Below are 19,047 nucleotides of genomic sequence, written 5' to 3' on the forward strand. Positions count from 1 at the left end.
GTGACCCTTGAAAAAATCGTTTCCCGGCTGGTGCAGAAGGTGGAGCACCGCTTTTACGGCAAATACCGGGGCCTGGTGGTGGACAACGAGGACCCGGAAGGACTGGGCCGACTGAAGGTCAAGGTGCCGGGGGTCCTGGGCTCCGAGGTGGTCAGCGGCTGGGCCTTTCCCTGCCTGCCTTATGGCGGCGCAGCGAACCAGGGCATGCTGTTCGTCCCCGAGGTTGAGGCCGGGGTGTGGATCGAGTTTGAGGAGGGGGATCTCGAGTATCCCATCTGGGTCGGTACTTTCTGGAGCAAGCCGGGGGGCGAAAGTGAACTGCCGAAGCCGAACGGGGCGGACGGCGCCGAGCAGAGCGCGGTGCAGAATCCCCCGACCCGCAAGATCATCAAAACCGTCAAGGGCCACACCATCCAGTTCGAGGACAAGGACGGCGAGGAGATGGTCACCATTCTTGAAGCGCGGAACGGCAACCTCATTACCCTGGACGCTGACGGCATCGCCATCCGCGAAGGACAGCATGCCCACGAAATCATCATGGACAGCAACGGCATCACGATCACCGACGGCGCAGCCGGCCACGAGATCGCAATGGCGTCGGGAGGACTAAGCATCACCGAGGGAACAAGCGGCCACAGCGCCAACTTAAGCAGCAGCGGGGTGACCATTGAAACGGCAAGCGGCGCCAAGGTGGAGCTGACCCCGGCCGGTATCACCATTGACGCCGGAGCGGGCATGGTGCAGGTCAAGGGCAGCGCTGTCATGCTCGGCCCCGGCGTGCTGCCGGTCATCCGGATGGGCGACATGGGGGTCGGCAATCTGGGCGCGCCGGTACCGATCACCATCACCACCAACACCCAGGTACTGGCATAGGGACGGATATGGGACTCGGCCCGAACAAAAATACGGCGAAGCAGGAGTTTGTCGAGGCCATGCGCGCCCGGCTGGAGGCGCAGGAGGCGGGACTCGGCGCCAATGTGGATGAGCCGTCGGTCAATGACAATCTGGGGGCGCTGGGGGAAGCGGTTTACCGTATCCTGACCGTGCATGCGGAGACCCTGTCAAACGACGGCACGGACCACGCCTTCTGGCAATGGGTGGAGGATGTCGATACCTGGCTGGGGAGAATGGCCTCCTGGCAGCTGGGGGTGAACCAGGCCTTTAGCAATTGGGCCGCCGCCGGCGCGGCAGACCTGCAACTGAAAACAGCCATCACCGGTTTGCAGGGGCCCGGAACACCGCCCGCGCCGCCGGCCCAGTTGAAGGGGAAATTAAAATGAACGACGGCATCGCATTCCCGTTCCCCTTCAGCGTGGGACGGGAAGGAGGCATCAGCGCCGACGGCGGCGACGCGGCGATCCGCGGCAAGATCATCCAGGTGCTGTTCACCGCGCCGGGCGAACGGGTCAACCTGCCCGAATTCGGCTGCGGCCTGTTCAACCTGGTGTTTGAGGCCAACAACGACATCCTTGCCGCGGCCATGGAATTCACCATCGGTCAGGCCCTGGCCCGTTGGCTGGGCGATGAAATCATTGTCGAAGGAATCGACGTCAGCTCCAGGGAGGAAACGGTAACCGTGGAAATTTCGTACACCCGGAAACAGGATCTGTCCCGCGAGGCGGTGCGGGTGCATTTCAAATAGCAGCGACAACCACAGAGGGCGCTGAGAACACGGAGAAAAAACCCTGTGCACTCCGGCTCCTCAGTGGTGAAATATTTTTTCAAAAAAACAAGTAACTATTCAGGGAGACAGGCTAAAGGCTGCGGGCTGCGGAAAAGGCGTCACAAAACATGAACGCATGCAGCACGGACAGCCTGATAGTCTTCAGTCTATCGCCTGAAGTTACAAAGGCAAAAACATGGCGGAAATAAAACAGGTCGGCGAGCATACCGTTGTTGATTACATGGCCCGGGACTATGACAGCCTGCTGCAGTCCATGCGCGAGCTCATCCCCTCCCGGCTGCCGGAATGGAAAAACCATACATCGGAAGCCGATTTCGGCAATGTGCTGCTGCAGCTTTTCGCCCACATGGGCGACATCATCAGCTATTATCAGGACCGGGTGGTCAATGAGAGTTTTCTCGGCACGGCCCAGAGCAGAAGAAGCGTCATCGACCATCTGCGTCTGATCGGCTATCGGCTCGCCACCGCGGCACCCGCCTCGGCAAGTCTTGAGCTCATCATCCCTGCTGCCTGCAACCAGACCATCATCATCCGCCGTGGTGACGCCTTTGCCACCAAAAGCATGAAGGAAAAACCAAGCGTCCGCTTCGAATACGCCAGGGAAGAACCGCTTTCCATCGACTGCGGCATGCTGCCCGTGGATCCGGTGACGGGCAAGAAATACTTCCGCCGCAATTCATTTCTCGGCATAGAAGGGGTGCCGGTGGAGGAAGGGCGGTTGATCGAAAACGAGGTGCTGGGGGTGTCAAACGGCGGCCGCAACCAGCGCTTCACTCTGGCCCACAGCGGCCTCATCCTCAGGGCCGCCGGCGCCGGCCAGAAAATCAACCGTGACATCATCATCACCACCCGGCTGGGCGAGACCATCGACGAGTGGACCCTGCGGGAGACGCTGGCCTTCAGCCGCGAAAAGCAGCAGGAGTATATCGTCGAGATCGACGATCAGGACCGGGCCACGGTGGTTTTCGGCGACGGCGTTTTCGGCGCCATTCCCGGCAACGGCGCCACCGTCCGGGCCAGCTACCGAGTGGGCGGCGGGCTCAAGGGCAATATTGCGGCCGGCGCCATCCAGACCATTGTCAATGCGCCCCAGCTTGCCTTAAACGGCATCAAGGTAAACAATGCCGAGGCCGCCACCGGCGGGGCCGAACGGGAGAGCATCAAACATGCGGTGATGCACGCCCCGGCCGTCTTCCGTTCGCTCAAACGCGCGGTGACCGAGGATGACTACAAGGCACTGGCCCTTGACTTCAAGGGAGTCGGTAAGGTACGGGCCGTATCCGGCAACTGGAACAGGGTTACCCTCTTTGTCGCGCCGGAAGGCGGCGGCAAGGTCAGCGACGTGCTGGAAGCGGCCCTGCTCGCCTACTTTGAGGACAAACGACCGGTGACGACCATTATCGAGATCGAGGATGTTTACTACGTCGCCATCTACATCACCGCGAAAATCGGGGTGAAGAGCTACTATCCGATGGAGGAAGTGCGGGAAAAGGTGCAGAACGCCGCGGGCCGCCTGCTCTTCTTTGACAATGTCGATTTCGGCCAGACCATCTATCTCAGCAAATTCTACGAAGCCATCGAGGCGGTGGAAGGGGTCGACTATGTGACCATCAGCGAATTCAGAAGGGAAAGGCAGCCGGCCGGTTCGGTGGAACCATCGGGCAAGATCAGCCTGAAGGAGGATGAGATCCCCATCATCCCCTCCGGCTGGGTCGCTTACAGCAAGGGTATCAAGGTTCTTTTCGAGGGTGAATGACGGACATGCGCCTGCAAAACCTCACCGCATATGCCTGCCCTGAAGGCAACCGCATCCGGCTCAGCTGGGTCAATCCGGACCCTGCCGCCTTTCCGGGGGTCAGCGTGGTGCGCCGGGCGGACACCTATCCCGTCTCACTTCATGACGGGATGCTGGTGGCCCAGGGCACGGACCTTGATTCCGGCATGAATGACGCGGGCGAAACGCTTTACCGCGTAACAGATGACACGCTGCAAGGTGGGCATCACTATTATTACACCCTGTTCCCCTACAGCAGCGACCCGGCCGTTTTTGTGTTCGACAACCGCAACCGCTGCGCCGCCATGGCCACCTCGCCCTTTGGTTTCAGCGGCCTGATGTTTGACCAGCTGCCGCGCATCTACCACCGCTATGACACGCAAGGTGCCGGAGATAATCCGGCAGTGCCCGAGAGTCTGCGCGATGCCGGACGGCTCCGTCGTTTTCTCGAACTGCCGGGCCTCATCCTCGACCAGTTTTACAGCCATGCAGGCGCGGCCCTTGATCTGCACAACCCGTATCGCATGGACGGCAGTCTGCTGCCCCTGCTGGCCCAGTGGATCGGCTGGCAGATCGATTTCCGCCTGGAGATCGACGCCCAGCGCAACGAGGTGCGGGGCGCCCCCCACCTCTACAAGACCGTGGGCCTCATTCCAACGGTGGAGGCGACGGTGAAGCGCCTCACCAACTGGGAAAGCCGGACCAAGGAATTCGTTCACAACATCTTTCTCAGCAACAATCCGGAAAAATTGAACCTCTGGGCCATGGAGCTGGATGAAACGGAGCAGTGGCAGCAGCAAAACGAACCTTTTTCCCTGCACTTCGCCCATGAGGGCCGCCCAGCGGCGGCAACGGACAGCGACGGACTGCTGCATCTCTTTTACCACACCAGGCGAAAGGACGGCTGGCACATCCGGCAGAAGATCTTTTCCCCGGCAACGGGCTGGGCGGCCGCGGAGCCGCTGACCGATGGCGCGACCATTGACAGGCATCCGGCCGCTGCTCTTGCAGACACCATTCTCTGGCTTTTCTGGGGCAGCTTTGATGAACAGAACGGAGCCTGGTCCATCCGCTGCCGCAGGTTCAACGGGGCACAGTGGTCGGATCCGGAACTCTTCGGTGACGGCTCGGTTCAGCGCCGCGCACCAGCGGCAACGACCGATTCCAGCGGCGGGCTCTGGCTCTTCTGGCGGGAAAAACAGGGCGCAGGCTGGCGATTGCGGTCCAACCGCCATGACGGCAGCGGCTGGCAGCTCGATCCTCCGCCGTTTTTCCCCGACGACGGCGGCCTGCCGCCCCGGGTGGAAACGGAGCCCTTTAGCCTGTGCCTCTCCCAGGGCGGCACGGAACGCATCGTTCTCTTCTGGTCGCAGCTGGAAGCAGGGGCAACCCCCGGCGCGCGAAGAATGACCATTGCCTGGCGGGTCAAGGACTCCGTTGATCCGCATACCGTAAGCGACTGGGGGCCCATCCGGCTGCGTCCCAAAAGCTCTCCGGATATGAATGAAAGCGATCCGGTTTGCCGGGAAAATCCGGACGGCACGCTCTCGGTCTTTTTCAGCTCAGATGAAAACGGCAGCTGGTCCATCCGGCAGAGCAGGCTTGACCCGGCCACCGGCAGCTGGAGCGAGGCCGAGCAAGTCAGCCGCTCCGCCTACACCGAACGCTACCCCCTGGTGCTCATGGTGAACGGCCGGACAACACTGCTTTATCGCTCCAACCGCAACCTCTTTTACAACAGTGATGTTTTCAAGGCAACGGAGACCATTGATCTCCGCTATGCGGGCAGCGTCGCGGCCACGGCCGGCAACATCGCCAAAAACGCCCTGAGGGGCAAATTCGCCGATTTCCAGGCCTACACCCATGATGCCGGAACAAACGGCGTCATGACCGACCGTAACTGGTACTCGCGGCAGACCCTCGGCATCTATCTGACTCCGGACACCGAGGACCCCGGCCTCATCCTGCGCAACCAGAAACTGCTGCGCGGCGTGCTGCGCCGCTTTCTGCCGATCCAGACGCGCTACGTCTTCATCATTGAACCGGCGGTCTACCGGGAAACGGTCTACACCTATGATTTTCCGCCGGCGAGCCCCTCCCGCTTCATCGGCGAGCAATTCAGCGACATTCTGACCACGGTGAACCCGGAAATATACAGCGGCCCGGCGGACACGTACGGCGACACCATTCCCGAATGGCGCTGGCTTCGTGCCCGGAGTTCGGCATACCCGGAGGGAGGAAGCGTCGATTTCAGCGCCCCACCCGTCAGCACCCGTTTCAGGACGTGGCATGTCGGCGTCACGGAAGGAGAAGAATAATGGAACAACGCATTACCGGTCAGCTCAAGGGAATATACAGGGATATTTTACAGGACGGCAACGGCGCAATCATCCATGACAGCGGCTGGACCGCCAACACCATAGTCGAGCGCTGCCGGATCCTGCTGGCGGGATTTATCCGCAACGACCCATCCGACGGCATCCGCTACATGGCCTTCGGGCAAGGGCTCGCCGCTTGGGACGACGGCGGTCCGCCCCCACCGGACCCCATGGCCGTTGCTCTGGTGACCCCGTATACCCCGCCGATTGCCTTTGCAAATCTGTCCGTCGCCTATCTGGACGAGGGCCTCAGCGAGGTAGCGGCACCGACCAGCAGGTTGCAGATAACCGCCATTCTGGAGCCGGGTTATCCCGCCCCGCTGCCGACGCTCGCCACGTACCCGCTGCGGGAGTTTGGCCTGTTCGGGCGACTGGGCGGCACGGATTTCATGATCAACTCGATCCGGCATGCGGTGATCCACAAGGATGCCTCCGCCACCCTGATCCGGATGATCCGATTGTTTTTTTAACAGGAGGCGCACGGTTGAACACAGCAAAGCATGAAATCATAAACCTCGGTAAACACAGAGCGCACGGAGAAGAAAAGAAAAAACTCTGTGAGCTCCGTGTGCTCCGTGGTCAATTTTTTTGACATAAAAGGGGTGTAAATAATGGGCAACTACTCACGCGATACCTTTGACCGGTTGAAACACTACGTCGGTGTCCGGCTGCAGCAGGGCGTGCCTCTCATCGATGCGGACTGGAATGAACAGGAGGACATCCGCAAATTCGAACTGCGGGCCTTCCTCAAGTGGTTTGCCGGTAACGGCGTGCCGCGGGGTAACGACGGCTTTCTCATCTTGGCCGCGGCGGGAACAACCAACAACTTCGACATCAGGGGCGGCAACGGCACGGCCGAAGGCGCCGGCCGCTGCATTGTCGAGGGCCTCGACGTCATGCTGGAAAGCACCATGCGCTACAGCTCCCAGCCGCTCTACAACAATCCAACCCTGGCCGGACAATGGGGAGTCTCGCCGATTGCGCCGCTGACCACGCCGGCCGCCGAACGGCTTGACACGGTCTACCTCGATGTCTGGGAGCGCGAGGTTGACGGCAGCGAGGACACCGATCTGATCAATCCGGCCATCGGCGTTGAATCCTGCGTCCGACTCAAACGGGAATGGGCGGTGCGGGTGGCCCAGGGCAGCCTGTCGCCGCCCGCGCCGGGAGCCGGCCACGTCTTCTACTCCCTGGCCCGCCTGAAACGGCCCGGCGGCAATGCCGCCATCGCAAGCTCCATGATCGAGGACCTGCGCACCACAGATATCAACCTCGCCGATCTGGCGGCGGAAATCGCCGATGCCCGGGGCATGAAGGCCAATCTCGGCAACCGGCTGGACGAATCGCTGACCAAGGGTGGCCAGCTGCGGTTTAACGTGGTGGCCAATGACCAGGTGGCAAGCGGGGCGGCGATCAACGAATCGAAAATCCTTTTCAGCAACACCGGCCATGACCACGCCGGCGGCGCGGCCGGCAACCAGATCGGCGCAGCCGGCCTCGAAAACAGCGCGGTGACAAACGAAAAACTGGCAAACAACGCGGTGACCAATGCCAAAATCGCCAATACCTCGGTCAGTACCGGGAAACTCTATGACGAGGCGGTGACCACGGCAAAGATCGACGACGGCGCCGTCACCCGTGACAAACTCAATCTCACCATCGTCGGCAGCGGCTCGGTGGCGGATTTGGCGCCGGAAGGGATCACGGTCCAGCTGGTGCAGGCCAATGTCGGCTGGGGCGACGGCATCAAACGGATCTATATGCCGGTTTTGGCCATAACGGCAGTAACCGGTTCCGGCATCGCCAATGTCACCCATGAACTGGTATACCGTTCCACTGCGGGCCGGGACACCTATGACGTTTACATCCGCATCAGAAACGAGTCCGGCGGCAGTGAGCAGGTTGATGTTGTCTGGTATGTCTACACCTTTACCGAGGAGTAAATCATGAGCCACAAACTGATGATTTGGAAGGAATTCAAACGGGCCGGGATACTTGACTCAACCGACGCCAAGCTGCAGGCATTTCTTCAGTACATGAAGGGCTGTCGCCAGGGCTGCTGGGAGCAGATCATTCCGGAATTCAAGGAAAAATACTATGATTGTTTCGACACCATCGTCCCGGTACTGGCAGGTATGAATGACCCGCTCATCCAGCTGATTCTGGCGCGTCACGCCGATGCCGCCAAACCCAAGGAAAAAGCCCTGCTGGTGAAATTGGCAAAAGAGGTTGACGTGGAAAAAAATCCGGTGCTGCTGAAGCGCATCGCCGGCCTGAAAATTGGCGGCGTGGACAATGAGCTAAAAAAACGGACATTGCCGGAAAATCTGCGCAAATATGTAGAGGGTGAGTAAAATCGATCTGACCGGTCTGCGGACGGAGCGCCGCCGCTGCCTGCACCGCGCAGGCAAATGCGGGAAAAGGCGGACCGCCGCACCAGCGAAATGAGGGTTAGGGAAGGATGGGGGTTTCCGGCAAGCGAATGCCATTGCCCCCGGAGCTCCCGAAGGCGGAATGCGCCGGCGCTCCGTCCGCAGGCCGATCAGGGAACAAAAAAAGTGCCTAAAGTGCTTCAAGTGCCTAAAATGACTGAATTTGTGGCGCTCCTCATTAAAGGAAATCTTATTTTAGGCGCGTTAAACTGTAGCGCACTTTAGGCACTTTTGACAGACTCGTAAAAAGGGAGAAATTTACCACAGAGCGCACAGAGCACACAGAGATAATTCCATGTAATAAAAAATATTTCTCTGTGATCTCTGGGTGCTCTGTGGTGAAAAAAAAATGATTTTTTACGAAACCATCACTTTTACAACAACCGCTCTCCGAGTGGGGCGCCGCCGCTGCCTGCACCGCGCAGGCAAATGCGGGAAAAGGCGGACCGCCGCACCGACAAAGGTTAGAGAGGGATGGGGGTTTCCGGCAAGCGAATGCCATTGCCCCCGGATCTCCCGAAGGCGGAATGCGCCGGCGCCCCACCCGGAGGGCGGTTGTTGTTGAAAAAAGGAGCCAGGAGGCGGCATAAATTTCTTGAAACCAAAAGGATATAAAATTCTTTCTCCTGACTTCCGGCTGCCAGCCTTTTATGGAAAAAATGACCATCACCATCCACGGATACTATCACGACAGATTCATGCGCCCCGGCCGCCCCCCCATTGACCGGGGCTGGCGCTGCAACCGCATCATGAACGGCTGCGGCTCGCTGCTGGCCGCCCTGATGCGGGGAAACAGCGGTTTAGGCGGCATCATGTACCTGGCAATGGGCGAGGGGCTGAAAGCCTGGGACGGTTCGCCGCCCCGGCCCGATCCTGCCGCCACCGGACTGGTGCGGGAGATCCTGCGGCGGCAGATCACGGCTGAATCAATCGTTTTTCTTGACGGGGCGGACCAGCCAAGCAGCCTTCCCACGGCCAGGCTGCAGATCGATTTCAGCTTTTCCAGGGATGACTTTGCGGCAGAAGGCGTCCAGCCGGTCAGGGAATTCGGCCTGTTCGGCGGTAATTCCACCAACGATGCAGGCAGCGGTCTTTTAATCAACCATGTCATCCATCCCCGCATTGATATCAGCGCAGGCCTCACCCTGTGCCGCACCCTGCGGCTTGATTTCAGCCAGGGGCTTGTTCCCCGGGACAGCGCGGCGGGACATTTCGGCGGCCATCTGCCGATCCGGTGCATCGACGGGGTGGGTGACGTTTACGGCGACGCCCTGAACGCAGAGGGCATCATAACCCTTGCCGACCTCGCTGCTTCGGCTCTTCATATGGAAATTGAAAACATTCCCTCCGCCAAAATGATGGAATTTCGCGCCAAGGCCGGGCTTGTCCTGGCAATTGAGGCCGATCTCTCTCCCCTGGCCCAGATGGCGGATGCCTCGGTCAGCGACATCCTGAAGCTCGATGCCTTCAGCCATGAAACGACGGGAGCCGGAAGGAATGCGGCACCAGGCCGGTTGCTCCGACTGCAGGAAAAACTCACGGTGCTGCAGGTGGCCCTGGATGAATGGGAACTGCAAAAACTGACCGGCCGGGATCTGCTCGACTGGATTTGAAACAGGCGTCTTTTCAAAGAGGTCGCTATGTCCGAAAAAATACGTTTTTAATTAGCACCCGTGACGTCGATAAAAAAGGAAAATTTTTACCCGGGCCAGGCGAAACAACGTTTCTTCAAATAGTCCTTTTCGGGGAAAACCCAAAATGATCGTAAAAATTGCTGAATTTTTAATAATTCTGGAGGAAATGGGGCAGATTTCTTAAAATGGATTATGAAAGAAAGGAAGAGAAATTTATTTTTTATTATTTTTTCCAGGAGGAGTGGGTCGCTATGAAAAAGCTGAACGTCATGATCCGTTGTTTATTGCTTCTTGTGGTCTTCTTCGCCTTTGCGGCCTGTGCATCAACGTCCCAGAAGGCAAGCACGGGTGAATACGTTGACGATTCGGTCATCACGACAAAGGTAAAATCCCTGATTGCCAAGGATGATCTTGTCAATTTATTCAAAATCAGCGTCGAAACTTACAAAGGCACCGTTCAGTTGAGCGGCTTTGTCAATTCGCAGCAAGCCGCCAAAAGAGCGGGGCAAATCGCTCGCAGCGTCGAGGGGGTTCAATCCGTCAAAAATGATCTGATCGTGAAATAGACGAACCAGTCATTCATGCCCGCCGCAAAAAACGTGTCGGCTTAATTCCCTGGTTGGACGAAGCCGCTACGCGGCAGACGAGTCACGAGCGAGCTTGTTTATCCATCATTAACATGTTGTAATCTCACGGCATACGGTAATAAGTAGAGAGTGGCGGAGCAAAGGCGAGGCCGCCGCATCAACTATTACCAAGGAGGTTACAATGAACACCACCATGCCACAAGATTCCCTCTTCAACAAGCAGTATCAGAAACACCTGAAATGCCTCAAACTGGGCGGTCTGCAGCCCAAGACCATCGACGCCTACGCCAGGGCGATCCGGCGTATCGGCAACTATTTCGATTGCAGGATTGACAACCTCAACTCCGGCCAGTTGCTCGACTATTTCACGGAACTCCTGGACACGCATTCCTGGAGCGCGGTCAAGCTCGACCTCTACGGCCTGAAGTTCTTCTATTCCGGGGTACTGAACAAACCCTGGGAAGATATCCCCCTGATCAAGCCTCCCAAGACATCCAGAATCCCTGACATCCTGTCCGTCGAGCAGACGGGGCAACTATTTGCCGCAACCAAAACCTTGAGCTACAAGGTCTTCTTTTTTACCTGCTACAGCATGGGCCTGCGCCTTGGCGAAGGCATTCGACTCACAGTCGGCGACATCGACGCAGGCAACATGCGGGTCCATATTCGTGATGCCAAGGGTAACAAGGACCGGCTGGTGCCGCTGCCAGACAAGACCTTGCGGGTGCTGCGGGAGTTCTGGGCCATGCACAAGCATCCCCGGTTCCTCTTCCCCAGCAGGAAAAGAGGTCTGAAAAATGCCCACCTGGTTGATTTGCCCCTGGACAGGGGCGGCATTCAAACCACCATGCAGACCGTTGTCCGGCAACTCGGCATAAAAAAAAATCTCATGCCACTCCCTGCGTCACAGCTATGCCACCCACATGCTGGAGGCCGGGGTTGATCTGCTTGAGCTGCAGCAGATCCTTGGCCATGTCAGCATCCTGACCACCGCCAGATACACCCACCTGACCTCCACCACGGCCAACAATGCGAGACTGGCCGTCAATTCCCTGGTCAACTCCCTGGACATCAGATGGGGAGGGCGTAAATAATGCTGCTCTCCACGATCATCAACAAGTTCAGGGACAGCTTCTTCCGCACCTACAACAAAAATCTCCTGTCAGGCCACATCAAGGCTCTGGAGTCCATGGCCCGATGCAGATACGAGCATGGACCGCACATGCTGGCCCGTTGTTCGGACCACCGGTGCGGCGAACGGATCTATATTCCCCATTCCTGCGGCCACAGAAACTGCCCCCATTGCCAGAACCATGAGAGCCGGCAGTGGCTGGAAAGCCAGCTTGACAAACGACTGCCGTGTCAATACTACCTGATCACCTTCACGCTGCCCGGGCAGATGCGGGATCTGGCGTGGAAACACCAGAAAACCGTTTACGCCCTGATGTTCAGGGCAGTACAGGACCTCCTGAAATCCTTCACCAATAACGACAAAAAACTCGGCGGATCAGCGGGATTCACCGCCATCCTCCACACCCATTCCAGAACCCTGGACTATCATCCGCACATCCACGTTGTCATGCCCGGAGCAAGCATCAACCCGCAAACCGGGCTGTGGAAGGAAAAATCCGGGAAATATCTCTTCAGCCACAAGGCCATGGCCAAGGTCTTTCGGGCGAAGCTGCTCCAGACCCTGGTCGAAAACAAGCTGCCGGTTCCCCATGATTGCCCCGATCAGTGGGTGGTTGACTGCAAGGACGCGGGCAACGGCGAGAAGGCCCTTATCTATCTTGGCCGTTATCTGTACCGGGGTGTTATCCGGGAAAAAGACATCCTGCACTGCCGGGACGGCATGGTCACCTTCCGGTATCGCCATGCCAAAAGCGGAGAAGACCGGACCCGAACCGTCAAGGGCGAGTACTTCCTCTACCTGCTTATGCTCCATGTGCTGCCCCGAGGGTTTCGACGGGCAAGGTCGTATGGTTTTCTCCATGCATGCAGCAAAAAGCTGCTCCGCTTCCTGCAGCTGGTGCTGCGGGTCGCGCCATGGCGCGCCCTTGTCCGCAACCTGAAGCAACGGCCGGCTATCATCTGCCCGGCCTGCGGGGCCGCCATGGTGATCGCCGCGACAATGATCGCCCGGCCACCGGCCATGGCCGCTCCGTTACGGCAATAGACGAGCCGGAGGCATCGGGTATGTAAACGAAAGCCGTGAACTTGCCGAGGACACAAGCCGGATTGCACCGGGACGGGACTCCTGCGCCCGAAAAACGCCGGAAATCAGCGTAAAGCAGCATGATACAGCACCAAAATCCTTTTCAAAGAACATTGCGGGGGCCACTCCCGTCTTCCTTCGCCTGATCCGATCCCTCCGGAACCCAAAAGCTCTTTTCTATATACGTCCACCGGGCTCGTCCAACCACCGGTTCAGATTGTGGCGCGCTACGCTTGCACAATCTAACCTTGTTCGTTATAAAGAAAAAAGTTGAATACCATGTGCATCGCATGAGGAAGTCCAGGGGGCACCTTCCTTATTTCACATGGAACCGTCGGAAAGCAAAGAAACTGTCCCTGAGCTCCCCTTAACCTTCATGGAGCGGCAAAAATGAAAAGATTATCGGCTTTTTTTTCCTGTTATGCGGCAATTTCTCTTTTCGCGTCCATTGCTCACGCCGATTGCCTGCAAAGCAATGCCACCGGCAAATGGCGCATCTACTCCAACTACGGAGGAGATTGGTCGCGGGGTACCGCCGTAATAAATTCAAGCGGAGCGGTTCAGGCAGGCGTAAAATTCTATGATGCATACGGTGATTCCATCACAACCAAAGGCGGCAAACTGACTGTTCAAAGCACATGCAAAATCACCGGATACATCCTGTTTGACGGGGGCTATAAAGTAACCATTACGGAAGCATGGATGGGCAAGGACAAGATATACGTCAATGGAGTCCTGAAAGACAGTTACGGAGATCTCGGCACCTTCAGCGGGACCAAATATTAAATCGTCGGTCAGCACGAAAAGGGGACGGCTTTTTCGTGCGCGCGGATTTCAATAATTCCGATAAAGGAAGCAATCAAATGGCGACATTCGACGCAGCAACGCGAAGGCTCTGGGCAAAAGCCCAATATCGGGCCGCGGACATGGGGTTTACCCCTGATTGTCGGAATCTTGTCGAGAATCTGGTCAATAATACCGCGCGCCAACTGGAGGCCGATGGTTTTTTGGCGGATAAGGACCGGCTGGCGGTCGCTGAGGCGAATATGGAACGGTTCGTTTCCGAGATGATCATTGAAGCGAAAACACTGGGCTACAACGAGCTCCATGAAAACACTTTCGCCGCCGCAATGAACAGATTGTGCCCACTGTGGCCAATTTGCTAGGAGCGCACTCCATGGAAGAGCAAAGGAAACTGGCCTTTGATTTCGCCCGTGATACCACGAAACAATTAATTACCCTGTCCACCGCCATAATCGCCTTGACCGTGACGTTTGCCAAAGACTTCCTCGGCACCCCGGACGATTGCGGACGTACCCTTGTTGTCATCTCCTGGCTGGGTTTTCTGATTTCCGTAATATTCGGCGTCTGGACGCTGCTTGCGCTCACCGGCACCCTTGAGCCGGAAGGGGGAAAGGCCGACATCTCAATCCGCGGAAAAAATGTGACTATTCCATCTCTTCTGCAAATCATCAGCTTTCTTATCGGGCTTGGCTTCACGGTATGGTTCGGCGTCAGAGCGGCATAGCAAACAGAAGTCAGACGCCGGAATCAAAGGCACTACAATCCATCATGCCAAAGTCCGCCTCCCGGCTCCTGAATTCCAATGACGGGGCCACGGAGGCAAATATGTCATCAAAACACCTGCATGCGACAGAGAGTATCTGCGCCCTCCTCTCTCTGCCAACGCTAAGGTACTCGGCAACCGTTCGTGCCCACCCGCCAGACACTGGCGGTGTAACTGCTTTTGACCGCCCTGACCCGGTAATAATAGGTTTTGCCCATGACGCGGTCGCTGACCACAGTGCGTAACAACGGACCGGAATAGGCGGTGCGCAGCCCCTGGCTGAAGGTGCTGTTTGTCGCCTCCTGCAAAACATAGGTTACCCCGGATGTTGCCGATGCCGTCCAGCTCACCGTGTACCTGCCGTCGGCGTCGGTGACAGGAACCTTTATGGAGGGCGGCGCGGCAGCCCGCGGTCGCACGATGCATCCATTGGCGCCCACCCGCCAGGCACTGGCGGTGTAGCCGCTTTTGATCGCCTTGACCCGGTAATAATAGGTTTTGCCCATGACGCGGCCGCTGATAGGGGTACTTAACAACTGCCCCCTGTAGACGGTACGCAATCCGAGACTGAAGGTGCTGTTTGTTGCCTCCTGCAAAACATAGGTTACCCCGGCTGTTGACGATGCCGCCCATTTCACCGTGTACTTGCCGTCTGCATCGGTGGACGGCACGGTGATGCCGGCAGGCCGGGCAACTGTTCCAAATCCATAAAGCGCCGCCACACCGTTTTTGTCATCTTGCTGCGGAATGGTGATGTCGCCGGCCCACGGCCTCATAATTGCCGGTACGTCGCTATTCTCGTGACCCAGGCCGAGAGCATGCCCCAATTCATGCACGGCAACACGTTGAAAATCATTGACCCCGACCCAGGGAGCGTCTCCCCAGGAAGTCGAATACACATTCCAGGCCTGATTACTGTTAAATACGATATCGGCCTCAATTAATTCAGAGCCGATATAATAAGAAATTTCTATGGCAAGAGTCCCCGCGCCCCAGGCCTCTCCACAAAACGTGTCATTGAAACTGACGCCGTTTCTGTTGTCAAATGGATCACAGGGGTCGGAAGATACCCCCCGTACTATATTATAATCAAATGCCGTACCAACACCCCAGGCGGACATGGCCTCCTCAAAGGAATCATTCCATTTCCCGCCCGCACCGGGGATATCGACGTAAAACGTGGTGGAAGGCTGCGGCCATTTAAAACCTTGCAATTGATACGCCCCAACCGTTGCCCCGCAGACTCCGAGCACGAACACGAGAAGGGCTGCAAGAAAACAGCGCATGACACCCTTTGGCAGCAAATGATGCTTCGCATTCCCGCTCATTGCTTTCTCCACAGTTTCTCATACAAATTCATCTTGAATTCATCGGTGGTCAGGCCCACATTGTCCTTTTTCTCCCGGGCAACGGCAAGACCGCGTGCAACCCCATTGCCGTGAGAAAGCTGACTGCCCCCCGAAGACTTCTGCTCGGCCGGCACATCGTCCAATACCTCCATGACCGGTTGCCTGCCGCTTGTCATGACCCTGCCTCGACCCTGCGCGTCAGGCTCCACGATAAAATGCCCCTGGCTCCAGCCATAAAAAGGATGCACCTGCGGCCTTTTCAACGATTCCACAAAGTAAATTCCATGTTCCCCCATTTGCGGCCATTGCATATCACTGACGGACATGGTCACATCCCCCACCGTTCCCCCCAGAAAACGCAGTGTGATGGATTTTTCGGCATAATCCCCTTTAATGACCTCCTCTATTGCAAAGGTCACATAGGTATGGATCCGCTTCTGACTGTTTTCCCGGGCTTCAACGGCAGTGACCCTGCCTTCGAACACCAGCCGGCACTCCCGGATCATCTTGTCCATGTCAACCTGGCGCACACTTGCGGCATTACCAAAGGAAATAGGCAACAGCAAGGTTAGCAAACATCCGACAAACGCCCGTAGTATACAGCTTCGTATCTTCATATTCGTGCTTGTTTCCTGGTTTCAATGTTAAACCGCGCGAGGCGGCAACCGAATCCGCAATGCAAAGTCCGGGGAAGAAGGCGCCGCAGCGCGCCCTTCTTTTTATAAGGATATATCATATTGCGGAGAAATGCAATTTGGCGACCTGATCCGATCTCGCGGAAAATCCGAGCCGGGGAAATCCATAAACCCACAGCGCCGAACAGAGCCGCCGGGCAAGGGAATCAAATGGAAACCTGCTCCAGACAAGGAAAGCGGAGCAGAACCTGAACCCCGGCCTGCGCCGCTTTCGCTGACGAATTATGGATGACGCCGTTTTTTCCGGAAAATCGCGGCAAGTGCCCCCAGTCCGGAGCCGAACAAAAGCATGGTGCCTGGTTCCGGAACGGGTTCCGAGGGAGGACCGGGAGGAGGCACAATCGGCGGATGAATATCAATGGGTGGTTGATGTGATCGCTCATACGGGATGATCGGCAAGACGTAACCTGGATCTAAATCCGGTGGAAGATTGAGTGCTTCGGTCAAGGTTACAACAGGAGGCCCACCAGCCGAAGGCGTAACTTCCGGCGGATAGACGGGAGGGATGTTCTTTCCCGCCGACGGGAGGACCGGAGGGGGGACGATGTAATCGTTGCAACAGGCAGTACGAACGATATGGGTTCCGTCGGTGATGTACTGATCCCCCTTGGGCAGCTTGACAAGCTTTGATGTCTGCCTGATGACATCATCCTTCCTGTACGCGACATGGACTTTGGTTTCTTGATCCTGCCTGCCGAGCTGGGCGTTTTCCCAATCGAAAGAGGCAAAGTGGACGGCAAGCACGCTATCATTTTGCACCGTTCTCCGAAAATCCTCCACCGTTTGAATGGAATTTTTCCGGCATAAGCCATACCACTTCCCGTTCATTTCACCACTGGGGTCGGTCGGCTCCTCAAATTCCTCTGCAGAGGACTCGATGGAGACAGGTTGGGAGACTGGGAGTGAAACGACTTCCTCCACGGAAGGGGACCGGAAAAACATGCTTATTGCCGCAACGGCCAGAACAACAAGTGCAACTGCCCCTATTCCCTTGGAGAAAAGGATGAGATGTTTCTTGATGCTTGTTCGCTTTTTTCTAACCGGCATAGGTTTATTTTCCAGGAGTTAGTTTCTTACTATATATACAGCAGAGAACCTCAGAATGCATACAATTCTCATATTTTCCTAATTATTATAGCATGCAGTAGTCGCGCCAAACGCATCAACAAACGAGGTTGTCAACAAAAACAACCAGTTAAAGCAAACAACGCCCAAACAAGATTGGCACTCCCCTGCTCTTTTCACCGTCTTAATCCGCAAAACAGGAATAAGTCGATTTTTTTGTCCGTTTTTCCGAAAAAACAAATCGTTTTTTTCCGAAAAACCGGACAACAAGAACAAAAACCAATGATATTAACCGCTAAGAGCTTCGACTGGACCAAAAACACAAATATACCAATCCAGCAACTCATCCCATGACTACTTATCGGTCGCTTCCCACCCCCCCCTAAAAAAAAGCGTGCCTGCCGATAATCAAAAAACCCGGCACACCCACTTTTTATTTTTTTTTCAAAAAAACCAATATCACATATTGACAGACATCACACTCCCTGCTAATAAAAGAACACAATGTGGTACAAACGCAAAAATGACTTCGCCCTCTCGTTTTATCGGCAGGACACGGAAGCCCCGGAGAACCATTCATTATTATGATGCCAAAAATGCAAACGAAACCTCATGTTACGAATTTCGGCATCGCCTCACAACAGTCACGATCAACTTCTTTTGCCACACAGGGAAAGTATTTTTTCATACCAATGCACGCCACACAAGGTGCATTATCAACAACTTCCTGCTGCAGGAAGAAACTGTAACCTGAAAAAACGGAGGAAAAAGGATGAAGTCAGAGGAAAACATGGGAAGCAAGGGAGTCTCACGCCGCCAGATGATGATCGGCACCACCGTCCTGGCTGCAAGTGCAACCATGGCCCATTTCGGCGGCCTGATGAAATCCGCTCATGCGCTGGGCGGCCCGACGGAAAAATGGCCATGGCCCTATGAGAAACTTGATCCCGCCAAAACCGCGGAAATCGCTTACGAAGAATGGTATCGCGGGTTTTGCGGTGTCGCGGTCATCAACAGCGTTTTCAGCCAGCTGCGGGAAAAGGTCGGCGAACCCTATACCTCTTTCCCCGTTGATTCGTTTGTCTTTCTCGAAGGCGGCATGGTGGGCTGGGGCATGACCTGCGGCTCCAACGCCGGTGCGGCCATTGTCGCCAATGTCATCATCGGTCCCCGGATAGCCGGGGCCACGGAGGGACATCACATCAGCGAAGACATGTTCCAGTGGTATTCCGAAGCGTCCATGCCGATTTATGTTCCCAAAAAACCAAAAGTCGCCACCGAACTTGTCAAGACCACCGCCGAATCCCCCCTGTGCCACGTCTCTGTCGGCAAGTGGATGAAGGCCTCGGGGTTTCCCATTTCCAGCCCGGAGAGAAAAGACAGGTGCGCCCGGGTTGCAGCCAGTGTCGCCTACCATCTTGTCGAGCTGCTCAATGACTGGAAAGACGGCAAGTACGAAGCAACAAGCACCCATGCCCCTGTCAAGGAATACGGCATCACCGCTCAGATGAACTGCATGGAATGTCACGGAAACGACGTTCCCTCCGCACCCATGGCCAAAAAATAAAGATGTGAACATTGAGCACCCTGACAGGTGCCCAGTCGCGCATTGCAACAAAAAAACGCCCAACGCCCCGCCGCTGCAGGAAAATACTTTCCTGCAGCGG

20 protein-coding genes are annotated in these 19,047 nt (G+C 56.6%); 17 read left to right on the plus strand and 3 right to left on the minus strand.

Annotation, left to right across the window (positions count from 1 at the left end; translation table 11 throughout):
• From BM485_14680 to BM485_14755, 16 genes are all read left to right on the plus strand, one after another.
• Positions 1-873 (plus strand): hypothetical protein, encoded by an 873-nt coding sequence (locus BM485_14680; GenBank protein ID OKY74265.1) that lies wholly within the window; start codon positions 1-3, stop codon positions 871-873.
• Between the two features lie 8 nt (positions 874-881).
• Positions 882-1,280, plus strand: a complete 399-nt coding sequence (locus tag BM485_14685; GenBank protein OKY74266.1) for a hypothetical protein — start codon at positions 882-884, stop codon at positions 1,278-1,280.
• Between the two features lie 8 nt (positions 1,281-1,288).
• Positions 1,289-1,642 (plus strand): hypothetical protein, encoded by a 354-nt coding sequence (locus BM485_14690; protein ID OKY74286.1) that lies wholly within the window; start codon positions 1,289-1,291, stop codon positions 1,640-1,642.
• 217 nt (positions 1,643-1,859) lie between these two features.
• Entirely contained in the window at positions 1,860-3,440 is a 1,581-nt protein-coding gene (locus tag BM485_14695) for a hypothetical protein (GenBank protein ID OKY74267.1), read from the plus strand.
• Positions 3,437-5,776 carry a hypothetical protein gene (locus tag BM485_14700; protein ID OKY74268.1) on the plus strand — a complete coding sequence of 780 codons (2,340 nt, stop codon included), beginning with the start codon at positions 3,437-3,439 and terminating at the stop codon, positions 5,774-5,776. Before BM485_14695 ends, BM485_14700 begins: the two co-directional genes overlap by 4 nt.
• Complete coding sequence (locus BM485_14705; protein ID OKY74269.1) at positions 5,776-6,306, plus strand: hypothetical protein; 531 nt, start codon at positions 5,776-5,778, stop codon at positions 6,304-6,306. Before BM485_14700 ends, BM485_14705 begins: the two co-directional genes overlap by 1 nt.
• A gap of 141 nt (positions 6,307-6,447) precedes the next feature.
• Complete coding sequence (locus tag BM485_14710; GenBank protein ID OKY74270.1) at positions 6,448-7,779, plus strand: hypothetical protein; 1,332 nt, start codon at positions 6,448-6,450, stop codon at positions 7,777-7,779.
• A gap of 3 nt (positions 7,780-7,782) precedes the next feature.
• Positions 7,783-8,190 carry a hypothetical protein gene (locus BM485_14715; protein ID OKY74271.1) on the plus strand — a complete coding sequence of 136 codons (408 nt, stop codon included), beginning with the start codon at positions 7,783-7,785 and terminating at the stop codon, positions 8,188-8,190.
• Positions 8,191-8,918: 728 nt separating this feature from the next.
• Positions 8,919-9,881: a hypothetical protein gene (locus BM485_14720; GenBank protein ID OKY74272.1), complete on the plus strand. Its 963-nt coding sequence runs from the start codon at positions 8,919-8,921 to the stop codon at positions 9,879-9,881.
• A 272-nt stretch (positions 9,882-10,153) separates the two neighbouring features.
• Entirely contained in the window at positions 10,154-10,468 is a 315-nt protein-coding gene (locus BM485_14725; GenBank protein OKY74287.1) for a transporter, read from the plus strand.
• Between the two features lie 202 nt (positions 10,469-10,670).
• A complete protein-coding gene (locus tag BM485_14730; protein ID OKY74273.1) occupies positions 10,671-11,432 on the plus strand; it encodes a recombinase in 762 nt (253 codons plus the stop codon).
• Positions 11,413-11,583, plus strand: a complete 171-nt coding sequence (locus BM485_14735; protein ID OKY74274.1) for a hypothetical protein — start codon at positions 11,413-11,415, stop codon at positions 11,581-11,583. The genes BM485_14730 and BM485_14735 overlap by 20 nt, the downstream gene beginning before the upstream one ends.
• On the plus strand, positions 11,583-12,665 hold the full coding sequence (locus tag BM485_14740) for an IS91 family transposase (protein ID OKY74275.1): 1,083 nt from the start codon (positions 11,583-11,585) through the stop codon (positions 12,663-12,665). The genes BM485_14735 and BM485_14740 overlap by 1 nt, the downstream gene beginning before the upstream one ends.
• A gap of 429 nt (positions 12,666-13,094) precedes the next feature.
• The gene (locus tag BM485_14745; protein ID OKY74276.1) at positions 13,095-13,490 is read left to right on the plus strand and encodes a hypothetical protein; all 396 of its coding nucleotides are present in this window, start codon (positions 13,095-13,097) and stop codon (positions 13,488-13,490) included.
• A 77-nt stretch (positions 13,491-13,567) separates the two neighbouring features.
• A complete protein-coding gene (locus BM485_14750; protein OKY74277.1) occupies positions 13,568-13,870 on the plus strand; it encodes a hypothetical protein in 303 nt (100 codons plus the stop codon).
• A gap of 11 nt (positions 13,871-13,881) precedes the next feature.
• A complete protein-coding gene (locus BM485_14755) occupies positions 13,882-14,232 on the plus strand; it encodes a hypothetical protein (GenBank protein ID OKY74278.1) in 351 nt (116 codons plus the stop codon).
• Between the two features lie 161 nt (positions 14,233-14,393).
• On the opposite strand, the gene BM485_14760 is transcribed toward BM485_14755, so the two are convergent.
• The 3 genes from BM485_14760 to BM485_14770 form a co-directional block, all read right to left on the minus strand.
• A complete protein-coding gene (locus tag BM485_14760; protein ID OKY74279.1) occupies positions 14,394-15,599 on the minus strand; it encodes a hypothetical protein in 1,206 nt (401 codons plus the stop codon).
• Positions 15,596-16,135 (minus strand): hypothetical protein, encoded by a 540-nt coding sequence (locus BM485_14765; protein ID OKY74280.1) that lies wholly within the window; start codon positions 16,133-16,135, stop codon positions 15,596-15,598. The genes BM485_14760 and BM485_14765 overlap by 4 nt, the downstream gene beginning before the upstream one ends.
• A 402-nt stretch (positions 16,136-16,537) precedes the next feature.
• A complete protein-coding gene (locus BM485_14770; GenBank protein ID OKY74281.1) occupies positions 16,538-17,362 on the minus strand; it encodes a hypothetical protein in 825 nt (274 codons plus the stop codon).
• Between the two features lie 790 nt (positions 17,363-18,152).
• On the opposite strand from BM485_14770, the gene BM485_14775 reads away from it, so the two are divergent.
• Positions 18,153-18,947 (plus strand): chain A iron centre cytochrome C protein, encoded by a 795-nt coding sequence (locus BM485_14775; protein ID OKY74282.1) that lies wholly within the window; start codon positions 18,153-18,155, stop codon positions 18,945-18,947.
• The last annotated feature ends 100 nt before the right edge of the window (positions 18,948-19,047 follow it).

Source organism: Desulfobulbaceae bacterium DB1, from assembly GCA_001914235.1.
Taxonomy (GTDB): domain Bacteria; phylum Desulfobacterota; class Desulfobulbia; order Desulfobulbales; family SURF-16; genus DB1.

What these genes read in the sequence shown, in the direction of transcription:
- BM485_14755 (OKY74278.1), top strand. Translation starts at nt 13,882, where the DNA reads ATGGAAGAGCAAAGGAAACTGGCCTTTGATTTCGCCCGTGATACCACG.
- BM485_14745 (OKY74276.1), top strand. Translation starts at nt 13,095, where the DNA reads ATGAAAAGATTATCGGCTTTTTTTTCCTGTTATGCGGCAATTTCTCTT.
- BM485_14770 (OKY74281.1), bottom strand. Translation starts at nt 17,362, where the DNA reads ATGCCGGTTAGAAAAAAGCGAACAAGCATCAAGAAACATCTCATCCTT.
- BM485_14695 (OKY74267.1), top strand. Translation starts at nt 1,860, where the DNA reads ATGGCGGAAATAAAACAGGTCGGCGAGCATACCGTTGTTGATTACATG.
- BM485_14715 (OKY74271.1), top strand. Translation starts at nt 7,783, where the DNA reads ATGAGCCACAAACTGATGATTTGGAAGGAATTCAAACGGGCCGGGATA.
- BM485_14740 (OKY74275.1), top strand. Translation starts at nt 11,583, where the DNA reads ATGCTGCTCTCCACGATCATCAACAAGTTCAGGGACAGCTTCTTCCGC.
- BM485_14720 (OKY74272.1), top strand. Translation starts at nt 8,919, where the DNA reads ATGGAAAAAATGACCATCACCATCCACGGATACTATCACGACAGATTC.
- BM485_14685 (OKY74266.1), top strand. Translation starts at nt 882, where the DNA reads ATGGGACTCGGCCCGAACAAAAATACGGCGAAGCAGGAGTTTGTCGAG.
- BM485_14760 (OKY74279.1), bottom strand. Translation starts at nt 15,599, where the DNA reads ATGAGCGGGAATGCGAAGCATCATTTGCTGCCAAAGGGTGTCATGCGC.
- BM485_14710 (OKY74270.1), top strand. Translation starts at nt 6,448, where the DNA reads ATGGGCAACTACTCACGCGATACCTTTGACCGGTTGAAACACTACGTC.
- BM485_14725 (OKY74287.1), top strand. Translation starts at nt 10,154, where the DNA reads ATGAAAAAGCTGAACGTCATGATCCGTTGTTTATTGCTTCTTGTGGTC.
- BM485_14730 (OKY74273.1), top strand. Translation starts at nt 10,671, where the DNA reads ATGAACACCACCATGCCACAAGATTCCCTCTTCAACAAGCAGTATCAG.
- BM485_14750 (OKY74277.1), top strand. Translation starts at nt 13,568, where the DNA reads ATGGCGACATTCGACGCAGCAACGCGAAGGCTCTGGGCAAAAGCCCAA.
- BM485_14775 (OKY74282.1), top strand. Translation starts at nt 18,153, where the DNA reads ATGAAGTCAGAGGAAAACATGGGAAGCAAGGGAGTCTCACGCCGCCAG.
- BM485_14735 (OKY74274.1), top strand. Translation starts at nt 11,413, where the DNA reads ATGCTGGAGGCCGGGGTTGATCTGCTTGAGCTGCAGCAGATCCTTGGC.
- BM485_14700 (OKY74268.1), top strand. Translation starts at nt 3,437, where the DNA reads ATGACGGACATGCGCCTGCAAAACCTCACCGCATATGCCTGCCCTGAA.
- BM485_14705 (OKY74269.1), top strand. Translation starts at nt 5,776, where the DNA reads ATGGAACAACGCATTACCGGTCAGCTCAAGGGAATATACAGGGATATT.
- BM485_14765 (OKY74280.1), bottom strand. Translation starts at nt 16,135, where the DNA reads ATGGACAAGATGATCCGGGAGTGCCGGCTGGTGTTCGAAGGCAGGGTC.